Raw genomic sequence first — 24,892 nt, 5'->3', positions numbered from 1 at the left:
ACCTTAAAACGACTACAAGATATACAGCAATTATCACCGGAGAATAAAAGTCATGTATTTGCCTTATTAGATGCTTTTATAAAACAAACCAAGTTGCAGAGTATTATGTAACAAAAAAATCCACAACTCTACTGCTGTGGATTATCTTATATCTTTACCGCTTACTCTTACCGCCACTAGTTGCAAACTAGCGGTAGCAAATACTAGGAGCAGCGAGGGGTATTCTTAGTAAATACTAGCCATACTAGTAACATAGAGAATTAAAAAGTTTCTGCTTTTTGCCCTTCTTTGATACTTTCTTGTTTAGGTATATTTATAGGCTGTTTTTTAATTATTTTGATAGGTGTATCATCATCAACGCCTCTAGCAATAGAAGTACGTGCTTCAAAGCCACTATCGGTTTTATACATCATAAAAAAGACCCTCCAGCTACTTAATAATACATTAATCTTAGGATTAGGGTTAAAATTAAGTGTATCGTTATGACTCCAAGGTCTACAAGCTATTTTTTCTTTATAATGATATTCAGTCCTTTCTATAAAAGCACTATCCTTTGTAATACGGATTTCAAAGTCTTGCTTACCGTTACATTCTTCGAGATCTTTGGATTCTATAGAAAAATAATAATTACCTATCCATTCTGAGGAATAACCTATAAGATTGATACTATCTAAATATTTTTGATCTTCTTGATACCCTTCTATTTCATAATATTCATCACGTGGTAAATGAATATAAGGTAACTCATTTTTAGATTTAGCTTCTACAAATGTTAGTATGTAAGGTAAATCATCAAGGTTTTTTACTACCCAATAATCACGTTCCGGATCAATTAATTTTAAATTAAAATTAATTTCAGCTCCATATGCTGATTTAGTAGTAAAAGAAAATTCGTAATCACTTACCTTCGAGTAGCTCTCTATTTTTAATTTTTCTTCTTCTAAACCAGGTGTTAAAATATTTTTATTGCTAAAATCAAGAAAATAAGTATCACCTGTCTCATAAACATCTGTAGTTATAAAATCTAATGTATCTGTAATATGTACCTGATAAAATTTATGCCCAATAATATCATTTAATTTTATCTTATATCCTTGGATAGCATTAAATTTTCGTGTAACTGAATCTTCTGGTTCGATAATAGTTTTTTTCTTAGCCTCAGATAGAGCATAGATGGTCTCATTTTGTGTTTGTAAAACATCATTTAAGGAATCCGCAACCTTCAATTTTTGTTCTAGTCTAGCAATAGTCTCCTTATCTTGGTCACAAGAGAACAATATTATAGATAAGATTAATAATAATTTTTTCATTAGTTTGTTATGAATTTTTTCATACTTATTGCTACCGATATTATTGTTAACTGGCACAAGTGTGGCGCTTGAGAGCGAGATCATTTATAGTTTCTTATCACTACAACTCCACCAATCCCTGATCCGTAAGCTTGTATTTGGATACTTCTCTACGAACTTCTTTAACTGGATACATATTTTCTTCTGTACTGTTTTCTTCATCCCACACTTTAAAAATCTTATAAACCTCTAAATCATCTTTATCTAGTTTAAAATCGATATCATGATAACCACTTGTAACAGCATCCCCATATAATGCTGTAGAAGAACCATAAAGCTGAATAAAATCTTTTATTTCATTGTCATCCAATATAGCCATTTTTAAATATAAATTATCACTGTCACAAGTATAAAACATTAATTGATATTTTATATTTTCATAGTACATAATATCCCATACTGTCCCTCCTCCACAAAGATTACCCTCAACTACCTCATTTAATTCCTCAAGTTTAATCTTATCTAAATCATTACTATATTTATGGGTCAAAAATTTATCACTTGTTAGTGGAAAAAAGTCTAAATTATCTAAGCCAAAATAATACAGACAATTTTTGTTTCCTTTTAAGTTAAATTGCCCTTCTAAAGTTTTTATTTTATCAATATAGTTTTGCTCTTCATCAGATAAAGTAACTTTTACCGAAGTATTAGGTGTATACCAAGATTTGGTTTTATAATACGTATTTAAGTCTTCACTCTTAAAAACATACCCTTTACGTGCAAAAACTTCGTTTCTAATTAGACGTAATTCCTCTTTGTTTTTTGTCTTTAATACTTCTTCTGATAAGAATTGAAAAGAAGTAGCTATTTGATCAGTTTGCTCAGTTGTTCCGTTTTGTCCTTTGCAAGACAAGAAAACACATAATAACAGGAATAATAAAAAATTCTTCATTATATCTTTATAATTGTTTTGTGTAATTTTTAGGTCTGTAATAACCTATCCAACCACCATGACTTGCCAATGCTCTTCCTGTTCTTTGATATACAGAAGTACGGGTACAATTATATCCTTCATATCCTTCGTTATTTCTATTGTGATTTTCATCCGAAGAACCACCCATTCCAATAGCCTCTAGAATAGTAATATTATCACCATCTACACTATGTACAATACCCGTATGCCCATCAGTATCTGATCTAGACCAAACGAAAATATCTCCAGCTTGAGGTATAAAGTCTGTTTTATCACTTCCTGTTATAAATTCAATATTGTCATTACCAAGTTTTTTTCTAAAACTTTCTTGAGTTTTCATCTGGTTAGTTACAATAACTTTCATTTTATCAGTAACTCCCAATTTGAATAAGTAACGGCATACAAATTCAGAACAATCCATTCTTCCTAGTGCATCTTCTGTTTGATTGGAACGTAAACCAGTTCTTTTAGTACCAGCCCATTCTCCTTCTTGTTTATACTGCACATGTTGATCTGCCCACTTACGCATTTCTTCCAATACACCCTCTCCATATTCACGAGGATTTTTACTAGTATCGGTAACACAGTTGTATGGATAGTTATTAAATGCTTCTTTAAATTTTATCCAAGCAGCACGTCGCATTTTATAACCATTAACCTGAGATGTTTTTGTAGCGTTTGGAGCATTTATCTTTTTAGAAGTTCCAAAAATATCATCCTTTTCTGCAAATTCATTTACTTTATTTTTCTCCCAAAACCAACTCCCTGTATCAGCAGCCAATTCTAAACTACTAGTAACTTTTTTATAATTCGTCCCACTTACAATATTTTCATGTCCAGACACATCGGAATACGCTTTGTAATTATAATCATGTGTTATATGAATAAAACCACGTCCCTTATAAGGCATATATCTATGATTATTTCCACTTTCTTCCAGCTTAGAAAAATATTGTGTTTCCACATACATATTGGCTAAATAATGAATCTTATGAGAACACTTCGTAATTCCGCGCTTAGCAAAAGAAGCGTTTAAGACCTCGGCAAGTTTTTCATAGTTGTTTTGATCTGATGAAGGAATATCGTGACTGCTGTGGAATAACATGTGATCTTTATGAACTAAAGAAATATGCTGTTTCCTTCCTTTAGCATCTTTATAAAAAGTATTATAACGAACATAAGTAATAATCCTTTTTAAGTCCTCAGCAGTAAACGGTTTATTACAAAAACACTCTCCAGTTTTTCCTTCTTCGAACATCAATTTCATTTGATTAATAAAAGCGATTGGATGAAAATGATAGATCGCACTGTCGCCAGGAAAAATACGTGCTGGTGTTTGGGGTGTTTCTTTTTTTGTTTCAACAGATTCTGTTTCTGCAGGTTTTGTAGGGGTTGCAACAGCTATCGTTGTAGCCGTAGATTCTGCAGGTTGATACATTGCTCTATGTTGATCCGTCACCCCAAAATCTCTTTTTTTAGCGTTTGTTTTCTTGGTTTTTGGAGCGGGTGGAGTATAGGGTTTGCCAGCAGTTTCTTCCCAAAACATAAGATCTGTTACTTGAGTGTTTAGGTTGCTAAGATATGCTTTTTTTTGGCTTTTCATGGCATCGATTACACTTTGCTCGCGCTTATTTTTTTTGGCAAGGTTAATTTGTGCATCATAAAACTTTTCTACATCGGCTTTTACTGCTTCATAGGTATAACTCCATTCGCTTTTGTGTTTGGCAACTACCCGACTCATTTCATAACGAATTTCTGTTAGCCCCATTGCCAATTTTACTTCGTCTGCGTTTATGGTAGCCCCTTCGATATTAAAATTCTCCCATATTTTTTTAATAAAATCACTTTTGGTCTCTGTAAAACCCAGTGTATCTTTTATTTCATAAATATACTCATCGCCTCCGTCTAATATCGTAAAGCCAAATTGCTCCCAATTGTAGGGGCTAAAAAATTTCTTATCCTCGAACTTATCAATCTTTACCCAGCCTGTCTGTACGTTTTCTAGGTCGTTACCCAGATATAGATTAAGGGTTTTAACCTGTCTGTAATGAAAATCGCCACCTTCCTCGCCTATAATAATATCTTTTTCTTTAGTGCGCTTTATCACAGTAGGCTTTTCTAATAGAAAATCTATATCTTTTTTGTTGGCTGGTCTTGCCAGCCAGATATCGGTTACATCTTTTATCAGACCGACTTCATCATTGATTTTGGGAGTATATCCTCTGTCTAATATATGGTCTTGTACTTCTTGCTTTTTATTAAATTCATCGATATTAAACTCTACGATTCTATGGGTAGCATCTTTGTTGGTGGATTTTAGCTCATCTCCGTTTTTATTGCAGGCGCCTTTCCATTTTAGCTCAAAACCGGATACATTAGGCAGTTTATTTTTAAAAAAAGCAAACAGCGTATCTACATCCTCGTGTACTTTGGGGTCTTTGCCGGTATTGTCAACCGGTAAGATTTTGTAATTGCTTGGACTGATTTCAAATTTTTTATATACCTCTACAGGTAGGATAGCTTGTATGACGTGTTCGTCTTCGTGGATGATATTGGGAACTATAGGTACTTCTTCTTTTTCTGTGTAGATATATGTTAATCCCCTGTATAAAGAATCTTTATCTCCTTCAATCCCATTTTTATTACAGTAAAAAGACCCGTTCGAAAATAAACGAGATACTTCTGTAAGACTTAATTTCCCCTTAAATACCGCATTTATCTCATTAAATTTTAGGGTTTTTTTTGGGTTTACCAGATAATGATGTTTGGGTTCTTTGGGATCATTTTTTTCCCATTTTATCAATGTTCCATCTGTAGTCTCCATAAGACTACGTTTAAGAATACCTGTTACTTTTTTTTCAATTTCTCTATTATAAGTTGTTTTGGTTACATTTTTTCTTCCTACTTCTTCAATTTCATTTTCTGGCCCCTCTTCCTCGTCCAACTCATCATTAGGAATAAAATTCGATACGCTCACCCTAGTATTATCAGCCTCAATAGGTTTCATAGGGGTAATGATATAATTGAGAATATTTTCTTCATTTCTAACACTCTTGTATACTTTGGTTGGAGTACTTTCTGTGGTAAACTTGTAATTTTTAGACAAATCCGAAAACGGAATCCAAAAATCATACGCCCACGGTTTTTCTTTTGATGCGTACTGAACTTTGACCAGCGTATTTTTTACATCTGCTATATGGATCAGTGTATCTTTTTTGGAAACCGTACCATCAAATATTTTAGAGATATAGTCAAAATTTACAATGTCATAGACTATTTTTTTGCCTTTTGATTTTTCTTTATTTACGGATAGTGCGCCTTTCTCTACAGTACGTTCTACGGTAGTTAGCATTTTTACTTTGCAGAACTTATCTTTTCTGGCTAGTACCTTTAAAGGAGTTTTGGCTTTTAGAGTGGGATTATTGGGGGCTTTTAAAGATTTATAAAGGGTAGCACCTTCTGGTAATTTATAGTATTGCTTTTTTTCCAGAGGTTTTTCTTCTTCAGAGTAAATATCGAAGGTATTGTTCAGAAATTTTTTGATCGTATCTTCGTTATCAGGTGCCATAAATATTTCATGATGGCATACATAATACTGACTTTGGGCTGCTTTACTCTGTTTTAAACCGGTGTAGCCTATTAACTGATCTGCTTTTACAGGGATATCACAGGCTACAATAGCATTTTTTGTATACTTGGATTCATCAAGAGTATATACCGCGGTTATATGTTTACGATTTACAAATTCATTCTTCCCTTTGATGGCAATAAATCCGTTTTTTGCCTTAGCCTCTGTTAGTAAGGATTTTTTACTTTTTAGCACCTTTATAATTGGTGCATTGGCTGATGGTTGGTTACGTACCGGAATCCCCTCAATATTGGAAATGTCATTTTTGTAAGTAACTTTATAGGTGGTTTTGGTAAGTTTTTTGCTAATTCCGCTATTAACATTAGCATAATAATCCGTATGGTTCTCTCCGTGTAAGTCTTTAAACGGAGTGAGCTTTTTATACGTACTTGTTTTGGTTTTGCCATTACGCTTATAACTTAAGACAATCGTATTTTCTTTTTTGGAGTCATCAGCCAGCGTAAATTCTGTATTAACGGGCAATACAACTTCGGTATCTTTTAGTTTTTTGAACTTTTTTGTCTGTTGGTCCTGTTCAAATTTATAGACTCCTAAACCTTTTATTTTTTGATTTTCACCTGTTTGATATTCTTTTTTCGCAAGAAAGGCAGGAAACTTAACATTTTTAGACGTGTCCTTATGGTTATAGAGGTTAATTGGTAACAAATGGTTATACAGACTATAAAAAGTTACGTTTTCTACTTTCTTTTCGGTGCTTTCATTTTCTTTTCTTTTATTTTTTGTAATGTGTTTTACCAATTCAAAATCGTGTTGAATTATCATAAAACAGTTAGAATACTTATAGGTAAATTCTGTATCGGTTCCCTCGTTTTTTATTACTTTTTTATATCCATCTTCTAACCGATAGGCGATAATTCTTCCATCGGCAATCGCTTTTATCTTAACATCTTTTCCTTCGATATGGATTCCTCCGTGCCATGTATTCTCACCACCGATTAAGAAGTTTCCGAATTGGGTGGTAGAATCAAATTTCTTGACCTTTAATTTTTCTGCTGGAAATGTAATATTCATAGTACTTCTTAATTAAAAACTCACATTAAACTCATACAAATATCCATGCTGTTCTTCACTTTTTTTCTTAAGCTCTTCCTGATTGGCTTGTGCTTCTTTTAGGGAGTTCCCTGATAAGGCTGCCTGCATTTTGGCAAAAGCATTGATCTTGGGAAATGGTATTTCTGCAATCGGCATTACTGCACTGGGTACTGCCATAGAAGTACCTAATAAAACAGTCGGTTCTCCAGCGGTAATAGCGCCTCCGTGTGCTGTCATATCTCCTACGGTACTTGCGGGCATCCCCCCGATGAGTACATTACTGCATCCCATAGCGATGGTATCTGGTGGCCCTACGCAGATACAAAGATCTCCTATGACTGCTGCGGGTTTGTTGCCTATCAATACGGTCGGAATTCCTGGTCCCGCAATGGGGCCACCAATGTGGGGTACGGTACCCGAACACATCGGGCATACATGCATACTTCCTATAGTTGCTGCTGATCCTGGCATACTTAATTGATTTTTACGATTCCTGCAGAGACTTCTGTTAAGGCTTTTCCTGTTACTTTTGTCTGTGCTCCATTTAATTCTGCTGCTGTTTTTCCTTCTATAACAGCATTCATGCCTTTGGCAGTTAGATCGCTGGTAGCTTCTATCGCTAATGCTGCTTTACTTTTTATATTGGTGTCACTGTCTGATTGGGTAGAAATCATTCCTTGAGCCAGGATTTTGACATCTCCTTCGGCAGCAGATTCTATGTTTTGTTTCGCCTGAATATTGATATTTTCTTCGGCTGTAATCTGAATGTTTTTAGCAATAATTTCCAGATTTTCGGTTGCATATATTTGCAGAGATTGCTCGTGACTCTTATAGGTAATGATACTGTTGCGATCTTTATCATAGATTCTTAATTCTTCATTGCCTTTGGTATCATCCAGCTCCATAGTATGCCCACTTCTGGATCGTAATGCTTTTATATTATTCTGGTCTGTTTGCCAATCAGAAGGGGAGGCTACTCCATTATATAAAGATCCCATCATATAGGGACGTTCTGCGGAGTTATTTTCGAAACCGACCAAAATTTCTTCAGAAACTTCGGGGAGCATATGAAATCCTTTTCCTGATCCTGCATGAGGCGTGAGTATGCGTATCCATGGAGTTGTTTGCCCTGTAGCGAGTTGCCATTGAAATTGACATTTGATACGACCAAGACCATCCGGGTCGTTATTATCATAAACTTTGGCGACTTGAGAACCGCTTTTTGGGAATGCCAGTATGTCTGTCAAAGGGTAGGCAGCAATATCTGCGCTCACACCTTCGAAATTATTAACATAGCTTCCTCCTTCGTTTAACTGGTGGGAGACTTTGGTAATCCTGAAACTGCCATATCCTTCTGTTTCATCCTTTATCTGTACAACATTTCCCAGCTGGATACCTGGGTTATCACTTATCCCTATGATAAACACCTGACCATTTTCCCGTGCTTTCTTTTGTTTAGCAACCTGATTGTCCAGTCTTTGCTTGGACTGCGCATCTTCATATCCGTGTAAGAATACGGTGGATTCTTTGCCAAAGATCTCATTACTTTTACCACTGGTATAATTGGTGTGCCCCTGAGTATTGCTTGTTACTTCTTTTGTGCCCAGCTCATGAAATTGATTTGTTAAGTAATCATTGGTAACATATTTAAAACTATTGGGTTGCGGTTTTAGGTTCAATGAGAATTCCATAAGATTAACTCCATAGGATAAAACTATAGGGTCTGTCTGTTCTGGTAATCCAAAAATCAATGCCTGTCCATCATAATAGAACCATTCTCCATATTGTGCTGCCAGTCGTTTGGTATATTCAAAAGCACTCTCATTAGAACAGACGCTATAGAGTAAAGTATCCGTCAGAGAAGGATTGAAGCTGGTTTCCAGTTTACCCACATCATAGCCACTGTAAGTATTGTTTAGAATAGTGGCAAGATCTACTTCTGAGAAGGAGGTAAAATGTGCGCCATCATCAGCAAGGATACTACATCCCTGGATTTTTATTTTTACCAGATCCCCACCTTTCTGGTGAAACCCTTTGGTCATATTCACAGCAGTCACCAGTCCTTTAAAACGAAGCTCCTGATAGTCTAAGAGTTCACTGGCAGAAGCTACTCGTACAATAACAGTTTCTCCTAAAAAGTTTTTGGAGGAGTTTGCCAGTTCCTCCTTCATATTCTCTAGCACGTCCATTCTACAGATGAGTTCCATCTCATGATGGGAGGCTAGATCCTGAACGATAAATATGCTTTTATAGGCACTGATGATTGTTCCTGCCAGACTGATTTCTACGGTAGTTTGTAATGCCATATGATCTATATGTTTTAGGGTTCTATATTACTTAGTGTTAGATTTTGGTTAATTGTTACCTGTTTTTCTTAAAATAATCCCAAACATACGGCAATATACTTTGGTATGCAATAGGGTTGTCAGGGGATAAATCCCCTATTTGCAACTATTTAAGCGTTTTTTGGACAGCATGATATCTTTTTCTCATCAAAATACGTTGTTTTCTTTGTATACCTCATGTAACTGCCTTTATACTTTATATAAAATTGCATCTTATTGATGATGAATTTGTTGTTCTTTTTTAAAAATAATGATCAACTTTTGATTTTACTGCAATTGTCAACTGAACTTATCTGCTTAAATCATTTCTTTTTGTTTCATATTTCAAGATAAAAAACATCGATAGCCTTGCGACTTATGAATTTTCTTTCTCTTCTGAATTAAAGAAATAGTTTGATTCAGTATACGGTGATTTTATCTAATAGCTATTGCAAGTGATTGATTATGTGTGTATTTGTGTGTATTTGTGTGTGTTTTTTTTTGGAAGATGGGGTGTAATTGTATTGATAAATAATTAACATTTGTTTAGTAAATATTGGCATAGGTATAAGGGTAGGGGCAATGCAAGGTTATACGTTTTATAACAAATAAATCATTTTTTAAAACAAAAAAAAAACAGAAATGAAAAAAGTAATTTTTCTACTAGCCTTTATGATGATTAGCATTTGTTTTTCGCAAGGAACATCTGCTGATGCTTTTATTACCAAATGGACGACAACCGATCCTAATCAATCTATTACGATTACAATTAGCAATAATTTTTCTGGTTATAATTTTACGGTAGACTGGGGGGATGGTCAGACAACGACAAATGCTACCGATGATGTAACACATGAGTATGTTAATGCTGATGATTATCAGGTTGTGATTACAGGAGTGTTTCCTGCATTGAGATTACAATCATCACTCTTAGACGAAGTAGTTCAATGGGGAACAAATCCTTGGCAGTCTACAGAATTAATGTTTGCCGGAAGTCAAAATATGAATATTACAGCAACCGATACTCCTGATTTAACTAATGTTACCTCTATGAGAAATATGTTTAATCTATGTTCTTCTATGAATGCAAATATAAATACGTGGGATGTAAATAATGTCATCAATTTTGAGGGAGTTTTTAGAGGAGCAGCTATATTTAATCAACCATTGGATAACTGGGATGTAAGCAATGCTATGAACCTATCTAATATGTTTTTTGGAGCAAGATCTTTTAATCAGAATATAAATAACTGGAAAACAAGTAACGTAACTACTACGGCTGCTATGTTTAGAGATGCTATAACTTTTGATGAACCTTTAGACGATTGGGATATGTCTAATGTAGAAGATGTGTCTGAAATGTTTCGCGGAGCATTGATTTTTAATCAAAATCTGGATGACTGGATCACAGACAAATTTAACAATACCGGTTTTATGTTTATGGTAGCACAGAAATTTAATCAATCTCTGAGCAATTGGAATATGGAGAATGTTACTAATATTTCAAGTATGTTTAATGGAGCTGTAGATTTTAATCAAAATATTAATAATTGGAATACAAGTAAGGTAGAAAATACTTCAGGAGCTTTTGATAATGCAGTATCTTTTAATCAACCGCTAGATCAATGGGATATGAGTAATGTAACTGATATGTCTTCCATGTTTGCCGAGGCTGTTAGTTTTAATCAAAATATAGATAATTGGGATGTAAGCAGTGTAACTTCAGCCAGTGTTCTTTTTCTCGGAGCCACTTCTTTTAATCAACCATTAAATAGCTGGGATGTACGTAATATACAGGGTGAGTTTGAAGCTGTATTCGAAAATGCATCATCTTTTAATCAATCGTTATCAAACTGGAGATTAGAAAAAGTAGAAGCGTTGACAAACTTTTTTGATGGTAGTGGGATGTCTACACAAAACTATGACGCAACTTTGGTAGGCTGGTCTGCAATGACGACCGCTAATTTTTCTGTTAGGTTGGGAGCAGCTGGAATAACACATTGCCAGACAGGGCAGGATGCAAAAGATCTGATCATAAGTAAGTTTAATTGGAGATTTTTTGATGATGGATTGGATACATCTTGTACAACATTAAGCGCAGGTGAATTTGAGAATTCTGAAACAAGTCGAATACTATTTGATTATACTACAAAACAACTGCAAGTTACTAGTTCAGAAAAGAGTATTCTTTCTTATTTTGATATCACAGGAAGAAAAATAAATACTAAAAATGTAGAAAAAGGTAGAACAATTATCGATTTGTCCGAAATAGCAAGTTCTGGCTTGTATATTTTTAGACTAACAAGTGGTGAAAGTAATAAAAGCATATCAAAAAAAATAGTTATGTAGTAAATGTGTATAAAAATGATTCCATACTTTGAGTAATAAGATGGATTTATATTTTATAAACCTCCAGGGATAATGTATCCTTGGAGGTTTTTCTTTTATATTATACTATTTTTGCTTTAAAATTACCCAAATAAAATACAGTTGTTTTTTCTTTAGGCAAAAAAGAAAAGTTCAGAATGGCCTAAGCTACGGTTAATTTTTATTTTGAAGCATAAGGGGAAAAGAACAAATTTCAGTGGGTAATTTTAAGGTAGAAATAGTATTATTTCTATTTGAGTATTTTTTTTAAACAGAATTGAATTATAAAAACTTTGCATACCAGTTGTTATTTGATTTTACTCAATAATCAATATTTAAATGCTCCGAGCCTTGCCTCTAAATCGAATTGTTTTTTTCTAAATAACTACCTCTAAATCGAAAATGTTCTTTTTCAATAAATAATGCTACGCTTGCCCCAAGATAGTTTACGCTTTAATTTTTATGCTGAAATAAGGTGGTTTTGCCTTAGCCTTTTTTTGTTTTCTGATAAATAATTTTAAATCAGGATGGTATAAAAATCGTCTTATTTTGATAGAACAAAAAAGCTATAATTATTGTATTTGTTTTACTTTTGCGCGATCTCAGATGAGAAAAAAACTCTTGAATAGCGTGACTTTCGATATATTTTATTTTAAAATATGGAAGCGATACTGCACTTGATAAATTAATATGTGCTAACACTGAAATTTCCCTATCAACTACAAATAATTTTAAAAGGAAATCAATATCATTAAACACTCAAAAAAACACAAAACTACCAATTATGAAAATTCAAAACACAAGTAAACATTCACTAATCATTCTGGCTATACTCTTATTAGGCCTAAAAGTAATTAACGCTCAACCTGTAGCAGCTCCAAATGGTCATTACTGGTCATTATTTCCTGCATTAACTGATGAATTCAATGAAGCTTTTGATAGTGAGAAATGGACAAAACCTTTATGGGCTTATGACAATACACCTACAGCTATGATAACTTCAAATTCAGGAGTATCAGGAGGAAATATGTGGATACGTGCCACAGCAGGTAGCGGAAACAAATGGTTTCTAGGTTCTAGAGTAAGTTCTAAAACTCCAATAATTTATCCTATGTATACAGAATGTCGAATAAAAGCTTCCAATCTTTCTGCGTTTAATACTTTTTGGATGAATGCAGGAGATGCTTACAATAGAGAAGAAATTGATATTTTAGAAGCCAATGCAAACCCAAGTTGCTGTGTTCCTCGTTTTCCATATACGATGAACTCACAGTATTTTAAAGTTGTAAATGGTAACGAAATCGGAAGAAATAAAGGTGATTTTGATAAGCAATTTTGGCCAGATTACGAGAAGCGTAATGTAACATGGTTTCAAGACTATCACACTGTTGGTGTGTATTGGGAAAGTCCATACAAAATGACATTCTATTTAGATGGATCTCCTACCAAGACCGTTCATTCTATATATCTATCAAGACCTATGTTCCTTAATTGGGATATATGGACTTCTGACAACTGGTATACTGGGGGTATCGCTAATCGTGAGGATTTATATAATCATGCTATAAATACAATGTATGTAGACTATGTACGTACCTGGAAAGCGATTCCTGTTGGCTATAAAACTTTGAATTCAGATTCAGACTTAAGTGCTTCAAAAAAAATTAGTGTAGCACCTAATTTTGTCACAAATTATACAACAGTAAAAGGCCTAAAGACAGGCAAAACATACAAGTATCAAGTTGTAAACGTTGGTGGAGCACATGTTATTAATGGATCTTTATATGAAGAAAATAACCGCATTAATACTGAAAATTTACCCTCAGGTGTTTATTTTATAAATATGGCTTCGGATAAAGAAGAAACAGTCCTAAAGATCGTTGTATTATAAAAAATAATCAAAAAATAAATTTTTCATTATGAAGTGGTTTAGACTTTTTTTTATTCTAACGGGAAAAGACAAGTTGATAACGAATAGAGAAAAGTTTAAACCATTTCAGTTCTAAAAATACGATAGTAAAGAAAAATATGAATCGATTAAATTTAGTTTTAGTAAGTTGTTTCTTGTTTATTGCATGTAATAGTAGTCAAAAAAAACAGGAAGAAAACAAAGATGTCACAAAAGATCAGGAAGAAAAGAGTGAAGCAGCAACAAAACAAGTAGAAAGAGAAGCTTTTATACCAACAGATTTTATAGTTTCAATTTTATCTCAATTACAGATTAAACCTGTAGAAGTGTATCAGGAGTTATTAGTACAAAAGAAAATGCCTTATGACTCCAATAGTACCATAGTAGTGATTCCAAAAATAGCTAAATTGGATGCCGATGGAACATCTTTTTCTCTGGATAGCTATATTCTTGTAGTAGATTCTGAAACAGCTGTCATACAGCAACAGTTTTATGAGAGTAATGCTACCAATGGGTGGAGTTCTGATGCAGTCAGGCTCGCAGAAATATCAATTGATACAGCAAAATATATGGTCACTAAAGATCTAAGAGCCTTTGGAGTTAAACTTTTGTTCATAGGAGCCTCTAAAGTTAATCCTTATAACTATAATTCGCTATCACTCTTCGTTCCGGAAAAGAATGGATTAAGAAAAATATTGAATGCCTATGAAACAGCATCTTTTTCTGGAGAATGGGATACCCGATGTGAAGGAGAATTCATTTCTGTAGATAAGAAATTGATTATACAAGATGAGCAGAGTTATGGATATTTTGATATTTTAGTTAAAGCAGGTATGACTACCACTATTGCTACAGAAAAAAGTGTAGATAATTGTGAGGAAAAGAAAACTGATTCTAACTATGAAGAAATATTACAGTATAAAAACGGAAGCTATACTACACTTGAGAAGTCATATGTTTTAGCAAGCAAATCTCCCTGCCAACTGCAAATAACTTTAAAAGGAAATCAATATCATATAAAAACGACAAAAAGAGAGCAAAAAGGTACTTTTAGCATTAAGGAAGGGGAGATTACATTTAGGAAGCTTTTGGGAGATGATCCTAAAATAGAAATTCAAGGAACCTATACCGAAAACGAGATTACGATACAGAATTATGGCAATGCAATGAATTCTTTTACATTGCTGGAAGAATGCGGAGATCAGAAATATTTGAGATTGATAAAAGAATAATACGATTTTCAGAACTAATATTCTAATCTAATTCTCTTACCCAGATGTTTCTATACTGTACAGGATTACCGTGATCCTGTAGTTTAATAGGGCCTTTTTCATGTGCTTCGTTTTTAGGAAAACCGATATATTCTGTCGTTCCCAGAATCTCTACATTATCCTGTACCAAAACACCATTATGAAGTACGGTAAATGATCCGGATTTTACTTTTTTTCCTTCTGGATCAAACACAGGAGCGTGAAAGATAATATCATAGGTTTGCCATTGATCTGTAGCTTTTGTTGCATTTACTAATGGGATATGCTGTTTGTATATTGCTGTAGCCTGACCATTAGCATAGGTACGATTTTGATAACTGTCCAGAATTTGTACTTCATACCTGTTTTGAAAAAAAATACCACTGTTCCCTCTTTCCTGACCTTTTCCCCGTACAAGATTAGGAGCACTCCATTCCAGGTGTAATTGAATACTACCAAAATTTTGTTTTGTTTGTATATCACCCGCCCCCGGTTTTACAGTCATGGAATCGTCAGATTGAAGTGTCCAGGAAGCATCAGTACTATCTTTTGCAGTAATCCAAAGATCTAAATTTGAACCATCAAATAAAACAATCGCATCTGACGGAGTATTATTTTTAGTAAACGAAACAACTTTTGGCTCTGGTTCCCAGATCTCAGTTTCTTTAGGATCAGTAATTTCTTTTTTAGTAGTTGGTATCGCAATCTCTTCTTCTACCATTTCATTAGGAAGTACCTCCTTCTTTTTAGCTTCTTTTTTGGTACAAGAAAAGATACTAAAACCGATCAGTAGCAGATATGTGAGTTTTTTCATAATGTTGGGGTTAACGTCTTATATTAATTCTTAGATGAAATCACTGTAAACTGAATCAAATTATTTTTTACTCGATAATCGAGATTTAAATGCTCCGGCATGTCTCTAAATCAAACTATTTTTCTTATAAATACAAATCTAAAGGTGGGCTTGCCCCGAGGTATTTTACTTGACACAAAAATTTAATTACAAGCCTAATATCTTTTTTAGCTGTTCTTTATCAGTAGCTGCCCCTGCAAAATCGTCAAAAGCTTTTTCGGTTGCTTCAATAATATGCTTTTGTATAAATGGAGCCCCTTCTCGAGCTCCTTGCTCTGGTGATTTTATACAACATTCCCATTCCATCACTGCCCAGACATCACAACCATATTGAGTAAGTTTGGAGAAAATGGTTTTAAAATCTATTTGTCCATCTCCGGGAGAGCGATAACGCCCGGCTCTATCTATCCAATCGCTATAGCCTCCAAAAGTTCCTTTTTTCCCTGTAGGATTAAATTCTGAATCTTTTACATGAAAAGCTTTGATAAATTCGTGATAATGATCAATATATGTGATGTAGTCTAGTTGTTGTAGTACAAAATGACTGGGATCATAAAGAATATTTACTCTTTTATGGTTTCCTGTAGCTTCCAGAAAGCGTTCAAAGGTGATTCCATCATGTAAGTCTTCTCCAGGATGTATCTCATAACAGACATCTACATCTTGTGTGTCAAAATGATTTAGAATAGGAAGCCATCGATTTGCTAACTCTTCAAATCCCATAGACACTAAGCCTGCTGGTCGTTGTGGCCAGGGATGCATCGTATGCCATAGCAAAGATCCGGAGAAAGTAGCGTGTACTTTAATACCTAAGCGATTACTTGCTGTGGCAGCATTTTTAACTTGCTCAATTGCCCATTCTGTACGTTTTTTTGGGTTGTTCTTGCAATGATCGGGGGCAAAATTATCAAACATTAAATCATATGCAGGATGTACAGCGACTAATTGTCCTTGTAAATGTGTTGATAGTTCTGTAATCTCTAGTCCGTAATCAGAGATTTTACCTTTTAATTCATCACAATAGGTTTGGCTTGTTGCAGCAGTATCGAGATCTATTAATCGAGTTTCCCAGGTAGGGATTTGTATACCTTTATATCCTAATCCTGAAGCCCATTTGCATAATCCATCTAAAGAGTTAAACGGAGCTTTATCATCTATAAACTGAGCCAGAAATACTGCAGGCCCTTTAATTGTTTTCATCTGTTATATTTATTATTTTAGGGATCGTATATAGTATCTGTAATGATTAAAATTATACGCTCAAAATAGTCATTTCTTAAATTCTTGGCTCTTTTTTATAATGGTACCCATTTTGCATTTTGTTGGCTACTTTCTACAGCAGCATGAATAAACTTCATTCCTCTCACACCGTCAGCAACTGTTGGGAAATCCGGAATTGAAGATGGGTTTTTTCCATCTTTTATAGAGAATATTTCTTTTGCAAAACTTCTATAAATAGTGGCAAAACCTTCGAGATATCCTTCAGGGTGACCAGCAGGAACTCTTACATATTCTGATGATTCTGGATATCCTCCGTTTCCTCCAGGTGTAAATATTTGTTTTGGCTGATCCAGCCATTTAACAATTAGCTCATTAGGGTTTTCCTGATGCCATTCCAGACTCCCTTTGGTACCATAGATTTTGATGCCCAGATTATTTTCTTCTCCCGTAGCAATTTGAGAGAAAGTAATAATGCCTTTTGCTCCATTTTCAAGACGAATTAAAATATTTCCATCATCATCCAGGATACGCCCTTCACCAAAAGCAGTAAGATCTGCAGCAAGTTCATTGATTTTGATTCCTGCAATATATTCTGCCAGATTTTCTGCGTGCGTACCGATATCTCCCAAAGCGCCACCCATACCAGATCGTTTGGGATCTACACGCCAGGCAGCCTGTTTTTGACCTGTTTTTTCTACTGATGTTGATAACCAGCCTTGCAAATAGTGTACATTGATTTTTCTGATTTCCCCGATATCACCTTTGGCGACCATAGCCTTGGCTTGTTTTACCATAGGATATCCAGTATAATTGTGAGTTAATGCAAATATTTTTCCAGAAGAATGGACAACTTTTTCTAGCTCCAAAGCTTCATCTATATGTAAAGAAAGTGGTTTGTCACAGATCACGTGGAACCCATATTCCAACGCCATTTTAGCTGGAGGAAAATGCATATGATTAGGGGTGACAACCGCCACAAAATCCATTCTTTTGTCTTCAGGAAGTCTAGCTTCTTTCTCAATCATTTCTTCAAATGTACCATAGGCTCTATCATCAGATATTCCTAATGCTGCTGCAGATTGCAGACTCTTTTCTTTACTAGAAGAAAACGAACCACAAACCAGTTCTATCATACCATCAATACTAGCAGCTTTACGATGTACATCCCCAATAAAAGAACCAATACCACCGCCAACCATTCCCATTTTTAATCGAGTCATATTTACTTGTCTTTATATTCTATTTTTTCGTTTTTGAAAAAGATGGCAAATAAAATCATAACGGCTGCAGCAAATATAGCCGGAAAGACCCAAATACTGGTCCAGTTATGACCTTGTTCTAATAGATTCGCATCTGCTATTTTTCCTGCTATATAAAAACCAATAAGCATTCCCAGCCCATAGGTCGCTAATGTGATAAGACCTTGTGCAGAACTTTTAAATTTCTCACCTGCTTTGGTGTCAGTATAAATTTGACCTGATACAAAAAAGAAATCATAACAAACACCATGCAGTGCAATACCAATGATAAGCATAAAAGCCAGCTCACCAGAATTACCATAGGCAAATAGCATATATCTTACTGTCCAGGCAATCATACCTACCAGTATTGTTTTTTTAAATCCAAACTTCTTAAAGAAAAAGGGGAGGAGTAACATAAAAAGAACTTCTGAAGCCTGACCAATTGTCATTTTTCCTGTTGCATTTTCTACTCCCGATTCTACCAGAAATGGATTTGCCTGTGCATAATAAAATGCTAGTGGGATACAGATAAGTATAGAAGCAATAAAGAATAAAAGAAAATTTCGGTCTTTAAGCAGTTTAAAGGCATCAAGCCCTAATAATTCTGAAATTGTGACTTTTTCGCCTTTGCTGATTTTAGGAGGAGTTTTGGGCAGTGTAAAACTAAAAACACCTAAAATTGCTGATACAATAGCAGTCATAATAAACGTATTTTTAAGGAGTCCGTTAGAAATTCCATCTTCAGAATCCCAATGGAATGCATAACTTATCAACAAGCCTGCTGCAATCCATCCAATGGTACCAAAAACGCGAACAAAAGAGAATTGTTTAGCTGGATCATTCATTTGATTAAAGGAAACAGAATTAACTAATGCAAGTGTGGGCATGTATGTAATCATATATCCCAAAACATACGGATAGAAAGCTGCAAAATCAGTAGTATTTGCCATTTGATACATCAAAAAAGCTCCGATAAGATGAAGAATTCCTAAGATACGTTCAGCATTAAAATATCGATCTGCAATCAAACCAATAATAAAAGGTGCAATAATAGCTCCCCAGGATTGTGTAGAGAATGCCTGAGCAATTTCTCCACCACCTGCGTTTAGATTTTTTCCTAAAAAAGTACCAAGGGTTACAAACCAGCCACCCCAGATAAAAAATTCTAAAAACATCATCAGAGATAACTGAAACTGAATAGATTTATTCATAATAAAAAAAATAGGTGATTTATAGTTCTTTAGATAGATTTATAAGTAGATCACGTGTAGCTATGATGCCTTCTATTTCATCCAGTCGTTCTCCTTCATATTCGACTCCTATATATCCTTGGTATCCAGACTTTTTGATGATATTCAGCATCTTTTTATAGTCAATAGTAGTCTCATTCCCGTCACTATCAAAATCGTAAGATTTAGCACTTACTCCTTTGGCAAAGGGCATCATTTCTTCAATGCCTTTGTATCTTGGGTACTCTTTAATGCATTTTGATCCCCAACGTTTGCCGTCTTCACGTTCCAGGCAAAAATTTCCAAAGTCCGGAAGTGTACCACAATTAGGTTTATTGATGTTTTGCATCACCTTAGCAAGTAAGGAAGCATCAGATGATAAAGATCCGTGATTTTCTACGATTACATTAATTCCTCTGGTTGCAGCATATGTAGATAATTTACCCAAACCATCTGTAGAGACTTCAATCCACTTTTCCGGATCATTAGTGCCAAATAAATTTACCCGGATAGAATGACAGCCTAAAAATTGTGCTGCATCCACCCATTTTTTATGATTCTCAACTGTTTGATTTCTTTCTTTTTCATCGATAACAGCCAGATCTCCTTCTCCATCTACCATAATCAATAGATTCTGAACATTGTATTGCTTACTTTTTGCTTGTAACGTATCCAGAAGTGTCTGTAGTGCTTTCTCGGGAGTTGGTCCTTTTTCTAATTCTTTTTTATACAACTGACTTACATATTCAAGTCCTGTGAATCCTAATTCTTTAGCTTTTTTTGCAAAATCTATAGGATCAATTTCTCCAGACATCATTTTTTTATGCAGAGACCACTGCGCTAATGATAATTCAAAAAATGGAGGAGATTCTTTTACCTCTTCAATATTATTTTTTGTTTCTTCCTGATCAGGAGGAGAAATGTTTTCAGTTGTTTTGTTTTTACAAGCACTTAAGAGTACTAAATATATAAGCCCTTTAATGATCGTTTTGTGCATAATTTTTTGGTTAGGTTACATTAATGTTTACAAAGCCCAGTCTTTTCCACCAGTAAGATTTTTAACTGAATCACAACCGACATATTCTCCAGGAACAGGGAGGTAATTAAGTACATTTTTTGCTATTTCTTCTGAGGTTTTGAACCCAAATATAGATAAACTTCTAACAGAAGATAAAAAATTAAAAGAAATAGACTCTTTTGAAAGAGTTTTTATATCGTTTACAGATTTTAATTTATTGATTTCTTTCCGATACTCTCTTTGTTTTTCTTTAGGAAGTCTTAAATATTTAGCCAAAAGTGCATCATACTCTTCTATCGCTACATCATCAATCGTTTTTTTTGTAGTAATCCCAAGTTCTTTGAAGATAGTTATCATTCCTTGTGAGAATATTTGTGATTTTTCTTTTTCAAAAGCATTATTTACATATTTGTCAATAAACATAGGTATATGCAATGATTTTGCTCCCGGAGTATCAGTTTCCGGAATAATAAGGTCAACTATTTGTTCTAAGGCTTTACCCTCATCAACAGATAAGAGTTCGGGAAGCCAATCTAATATAATTTCCTGTCGACAGCTTTGTAGCAGACTAATTAATGCAGGAGTAGCGGCAATATATCCTGCTGATAATCCTATGTTTTTTAGAGCTTTTCTTCTGTTCATATGCATAAGAATTAAGCGTTTTTTAGTATTTGTTTGGCAGCGTGGTCTGCCGCTCTAGCTGTAAAAGCCATATAGGTTAGCGATGGATTTACACAGCTGGCAGAAGTCATAAAAGCTCCATCAGTCACATAAACATTGGGTACTGTGTGGATTTGATTGTGCTTGTTTAGGACAGATGTTTTTGGATCTCTTCCCATTCTGGCAGTTCCCATTTCGTGAATTCCTAATCCTGGCGCACCTATATCATCTCTGGGGACAATATCGGTAAAGCCAGCCTTTTGTAACATTGTAATTGCCTGACCGATCATATCTTTACGCATTTCTAATTCATTTTCTTTGAATTCTGCATCAAAAGTAATAGTGGGTAACCCCCATTCATCCAGCTTAGTATAATCCAGCGTCATTTTATTTTCGTGGTATGGGAGGCATTCTCCAAATCCGGTAAGACCAATTCTCCAGGCTCCGGGCTCCAGAATTTTTTCTTTCAATGCAGTTCCATACCCTAATTCGGCGACAGCATCTTCCCAGTTACTTCTACTGGCAGAACCTTGATATCCATACCCTCTTTTGAAGTTTTTCTGATCAGTATCACCTCCTATATTCCGAAAACGAGGAATATAAATCCCATTAGGCCTCCGACCTTTATAATACTTATCATGGAATCCATTATAGATACCATACGCTCCAGCTCTAAAGTGATGATCCATAATATTGTGCCCCAGTTCTCCAGAGTCATTACCCATTCCATTAGGGAAACGTTCTGATGTAGATTGCATTAAAATGCTGGCAGAAGCAATGGCAGAAGCGCATAAGAATATAACTTCTGCTTTAAATTGAATTTTTTCTTTTGTAAGGGTATCTATAACCTCTACCCCAGTAGCTTTTGTTGTTTTATCATCATATAAGACGCGATGTACAATAGAATTGGGTCTGAGGGTCATATTTCCTGTTCGCTCGGCAGCAGGTAGCGTGGAGGAATTACTACTAAAATAAGCTCCAAATGGACATCCTCGCATACAACGGTTACGGTACTGACAATTCATTCTGCTTTCGAATGTTTTAGTCCCTGTAATATGTGCTGTTCTTCCTATGGTGAGTAGTCGATCCTTATAATTTTTGGCAATATTTTTTTTTAAATGATCCTCTACACAGTTTAATTCCATTGGAGGAAGAAATTGTCCGTCAGGTAATTGTTCTAATCCAAGTTTTTCTCCGCTAACGCCAATAAATTCTTCTACCTTATCATACCACGGAGCAATATCCTTATACCTTACAGGCCAATCTACCGCAATCCCTTCTTTTTTATTAGCTTCAAAATCGATATCAGAGAGTCTATAGCTTTGTCGTCCCCACGTCAGAGACCTGCCACCAACATGATACCCCCTAATCCAATCAAATCTTTTAGTTTCATTATAAGGGTGTTTGAGGTCGTTAACAAAGAAATGTTTGCTGGCTTTGTCTGTAACGTAGCCAGTACGGTGCTGTTTAGTTTGTTGTTTAATATCTTCTCTGGAGGGTTCACCTTTAAGTTCATCATCCCAGGGATCATCATTTGCAGTTATATAATCATCGATATGGGTGACCATTCGACCACGTTCCAGTACAAGTGTTTTAAGTCCTTTCTCACAAAGTTCTTTTGCTGCCCAACCTCCACTTATTCCAGTTCCTACAACGATTGCGTCATATTTAGGTTCTTGTTTCATATATTTAGGTGTTTACCAATAATCTATAGCCTTAAAGATTTCTTTTGTTAAACATTGGATACATCAGACGAATTATCAATTACTTTCATATTTAAGAATCAGAAGATATATAAAATTTATCCAGTACTATTTTTCTCGATAGCCGAGATTTAAATGCTGTGAGGCAAATTTCGAAATCGAAATGTCTTTTTCAATAAATGCATCGTGGGCTTGCCCCGAGGTAGTTTACTTTTTTTAGTTTTGATAGCTAGTTTTGTTTATCAGTTTTTCTATAAAATGTTCTTACAAAAAATAATAGAACTCAATAGTGATCTTGCTTTAGGATATAGTATTTATATCTAGCTTTTAAATATAAGGAGTTTGTTTGTTTTTTAATACTAAAATTAACAATTCATTAATGAAAATGTTTAAATTTTATACTTCTTAAGGTTTAGGAAGCTTACTTTGATAGAATTACTAATTGCCGTTTTTGTTTTAGTCTACGGGAATATGAGATCACATGTATCTTATATTCATTGTAAATTAATATCTTTAATCAATATAATTTTCAATATAGTATTGAAATGGTTTAAACTTTTTTTGAATTCGCTACAAAAATGCTCTTTTTGACTCAATTTTCGACTTTTTTTTACTTAGTAGCTCTGCTATGAAGTGTTTTTTACACTTCAATTGATCAAAAAACAACTATTTTTTACCAGAATCAAGAAAGTCTAAACCACTGTTGACTTTAGCATAAAACATAAAAGTTTTAGAACTATATAAAAAATAGCAGGTAGTATATTTGGGTGATTTTATCCGCTAGCATATTCATTAACACACATATTCTAATTACAAAATGTCAAAATCAAATATTAATAGGAGAGAGGCAGTTAAAAATATATCACTCGGTCTTAGTGCAATTCCAATGGGTGTTTCTGCTATGACCAATTATTCAGATACTAAAATAGAGCATTTCTCTGATGCGTATCAGACAAGTCTAAAAGGAAATATAAATCATGCTGTTTGTAGATGGTGTTATCAAGACATTCCATTAGAAGAATTTGCAAAAAAGTCAAAAAATATAGGAATTCAGGCTATTGATTTATTAAAACCAGACGAATGGAAGGTTATAGAGGGTCAAGGGCTTGTATGCTCATTGGCTACAGATACTTTTGCTAGTATTACTGATGGGTTCAACAATCCAAAGAATCATGAATCTTTGCAAAAGCAATATACAGGTCTGATCTCTAAAGCTTCACAGTCCGGAATTAAACAGGTAATTGTTTTTTCTGGGAATCGCGCTGGAATTTCTGATGAAGTAGGTATAGAGAACTGTGCGAATGGACTGGAACCTCTTGTGAAACTAGCTGAAAAGAGTAATGTTATTTTGGTAATGGAACTACTCAATAGTAGAGTGGATCATAAAGATTATCAATGTGATCATACTCCCTGGGGTGTTGCCTTGGCTGATAAAATAGGTTCTCAGAATTTTAAACTACTGTATGATATCTATCATATGCAAATTATGGAAGGGGATGTTATTTCTACAATTAATACCTATAAAGATTATATTTCTCACTACCATACGGGCGGTGTTCCTGGCAGACATGAAATTAATGATTCTCAAGAGTTGAACTATCCTGCGATCATGAAAGCTATTCTGGCAAATGGATTTAATGGATATGTTGCCCAAGAGTTTATTCCTACCTATGAGGATAAGTTACAATCACTACAAGAAGGAATAACGATCTGTGATGTGTAGGCGGTAATACTTTTTCTGAAAACTTTATCAATACTGTTATGCACAAACTATGTAGTGTCTATTTCTGATCAGACACTATGTAGATAGTTATGGAAACAACGTTTTGATGTCATTAATGATATTGATATTATGTCTAATATGTGCAAAAAGAATAAATAAAATAATAAAAGCGACAGTAAAACCCAATAAGGTGTTATTCTTACTATTAGAAACTTTTTTTGAGGTTTTAATATAGACTTTAGAAAGTTTTTTGGTGTATTTAGAAACGAGGGCAAAAGCAGGAGCAAAAATAAGCACTATTATGAGCATATCGATTAACACTAGCAGGTATCCCTGTTCGTGGATATGTTTTTTTATGTATTGAGTAATAAATCCATTAATCAATGCCGCGCAGAGTACAGCTACTGTATAAATTGCATATTTGGTAATTTGTCGATTATTCACTGAGCTA

Annotated in this window: 17 protein-coding genes; 4 read left to right on the top strand and 13 right to left on the bottom strand. The window is 34.4% G+C overall.

Annotated elements, in window-relative coordinates; translation table 11 throughout:
* Nucleotides 1–260: 260 nt before the first annotated feature.
* From F0000_RS18530 to F0000_RS18510, 5 genes are all read right to left on the bottom strand, one after another.
* Nucleotides 261–1,310 carry a hypothetical protein gene (locus F0000_RS18530; RefSeq protein ID WP_149626221.1) on the bottom strand — a complete coding sequence of 350 codons (1,050 nt, stop codon included), beginning with the start codon at nt 1,308–1,310 and terminating at the stop codon, nt 261–263.
* A gap of 100 nt (nt 1,311–1,410) precedes the next feature.
* Complete coding sequence (locus F0000_RS18525) at nt 1,411–2,241, bottom strand: YARHG domain-containing protein (protein WP_149626220.1); 831 nt, start codon at nt 2,239–2,241, stop codon at nt 1,411–1,413.
* A gap of 7 nt (nt 2,242–2,248) precedes the next feature.
* The gene (locus tag F0000_RS18520) at nt 2,249–6,922 is read right to left on the bottom strand and encodes a CHAP domain-containing protein (RefSeq protein WP_149626219.1); all 4,674 of its coding nucleotides are present in this window, start codon (nt 6,920–6,922) and stop codon (nt 2,249–2,251) included.
* Between the two features lie 12 nt (nt 6,923–6,934).
* Nucleotides 6,935–7,414, bottom strand: a complete 480-nt coding sequence (locus F0000_RS18515) for a PAAR domain-containing protein (protein ID WP_149626218.1) — start codon at nt 7,412–7,414, stop codon at nt 6,935–6,937.
* 2 nt (nt 7,415–7,416) lie between these two features.
* Entirely contained in the window at nt 7,417–9,249 is a 1,833-nt protein-coding gene (locus F0000_RS18510; protein WP_149626217.1) for a type VI secretion system Vgr family protein, read from the bottom strand.
* A 660-nt stretch (nt 9,250–9,909) separates the two neighbouring features.
* Between F0000_RS18510 and F0000_RS18505 the strand changes: the two genes are divergently transcribed.
* From F0000_RS18505 to F0000_RS18495, 3 genes are all read left to right on the top strand, one after another.
* Entirely contained in the window at nt 9,910–11,616 is a 1,707-nt protein-coding gene (locus F0000_RS18505) for a BspA family leucine-rich repeat surface protein (protein ID WP_149626216.1), read from the top strand.
* Between the two features lie 802 nt (nt 11,617–12,418).
* On the top strand, nt 12,419–13,525 hold the full coding sequence (locus F0000_RS18500) for a T9SS type A sorting domain-containing protein (protein ID WP_149626215.1): 1,107 nt from the start codon (nt 12,419–12,421) through the stop codon (nt 13,523–13,525).
* A gap of 137 nt (nt 13,526–13,662) precedes the next feature.
* A complete protein-coding gene (locus F0000_RS18495) occupies nt 13,663–14,775 on the top strand; it encodes a hypothetical protein (protein ID WP_149626214.1) in 1,113 nt (370 codons plus the stop codon).
* Between the two features lie 22 nt (nt 14,776–14,797).
* Here the strand turns inward: F0000_RS18495 and F0000_RS18490 are convergent, their stop codons facing one another.
* The 7 genes from F0000_RS18490 to F0000_RS18460 form a co-directional block, all read right to left on the bottom strand.
* A complete protein-coding gene (locus F0000_RS18490) occupies nt 14,798–15,607 on the bottom strand; it encodes a DUF1080 domain-containing protein (protein ID WP_149626213.1) in 810 nt (269 codons plus the stop codon).
* Nucleotides 15,608–15,793: 186 nt separating this feature from the next.
* Entirely contained in the window at nt 15,794–16,846 is a 1,053-nt protein-coding gene (locus F0000_RS18485; RefSeq protein ID WP_149626212.1) for a sugar phosphate isomerase/epimerase, read from the bottom strand.
* Between the two features lie 95 nt (nt 16,847–16,941).
* Complete coding sequence (locus tag F0000_RS18480; protein ID WP_149626211.1) at nt 16,942–18,087, bottom strand: Gfo/Idh/MocA family protein; 1,146 nt, start codon at nt 18,085–18,087, stop codon at nt 16,942–16,944.
* Between the two features lie 2 nt (nt 18,088–18,089).
* Nucleotides 18,090–19,319, bottom strand: coding sequence for a nucleoside permease (locus tag F0000_RS18475; RefSeq protein WP_149626210.1), 1,230 nt, complete (start codon nt 19,317–19,319; stop codon nt 18,090–18,092).
* A 19-nt stretch (nt 19,320–19,338) separates the two neighbouring features.
* Nucleotides 19,339–20,334 carry a sugar phosphate isomerase/epimerase gene (locus F0000_RS18470; RefSeq protein WP_149626209.1) on the bottom strand — a complete coding sequence of 332 codons (996 nt, stop codon included), beginning with the start codon at nt 20,332–20,334 and terminating at the stop codon, nt 19,339–19,341.
* Between the two features lie 27 nt (nt 20,335–20,361).
* On the bottom strand, nt 20,362–20,997 hold the full coding sequence (locus F0000_RS18465; protein WP_188112184.1) for a gluconate 2-dehydrogenase subunit 3 family protein: 636 nt from the start codon (nt 20,995–20,997) through the stop codon (nt 20,362–20,364).
* Between the two features lie 11 nt (nt 20,998–21,008).
* The gene (locus F0000_RS18460) at nt 21,009–22,700 is read right to left on the bottom strand and encodes a GMC oxidoreductase (RefSeq protein WP_149626207.1); all 1,692 of its coding nucleotides are present in this window, start codon (nt 22,698–22,700) and stop codon (nt 21,009–21,011) included.
* Between the two features lie 835 nt (nt 22,701–23,535).
* Between F0000_RS18460 and F0000_RS18455 the strand changes: the two genes are divergently transcribed.
* Nucleotides 23,536–24,441 (top strand): hydroxypyruvate isomerase family protein, encoded by a 906-nt coding sequence (locus F0000_RS18455; RefSeq protein WP_149626206.1) that lies wholly within the window; start codon nt 23,536–23,538, stop codon nt 24,439–24,441.
* Nucleotides 24,442–24,528: 87 nt separating this feature from the next.
* Here the strand turns inward: F0000_RS18455 and F0000_RS18450 are convergent, their stop codons facing one another.
* Complete coding sequence (locus F0000_RS18450) at nt 24,529–24,885, bottom strand: hypothetical protein (RefSeq protein WP_149626205.1); 357 nt, start codon at nt 24,883–24,885, stop codon at nt 24,529–24,531.
* Between the last annotated feature and the right edge of the window lie 7 nt (nt 24,886–24,892).

The organism is Aquimarina sp. RZ0 (genome assembly GCF_008370685.1).
Taxonomy (GTDB): domain Bacteria; phylum Bacteroidota; class Bacteroidia; order Flavobacteriales; family Flavobacteriaceae; genus Aquimarina.
Note: the sequence above shows the minus strand (reverse complement) of the source record. Positions and strands in the feature narration are given on the sequence as shown.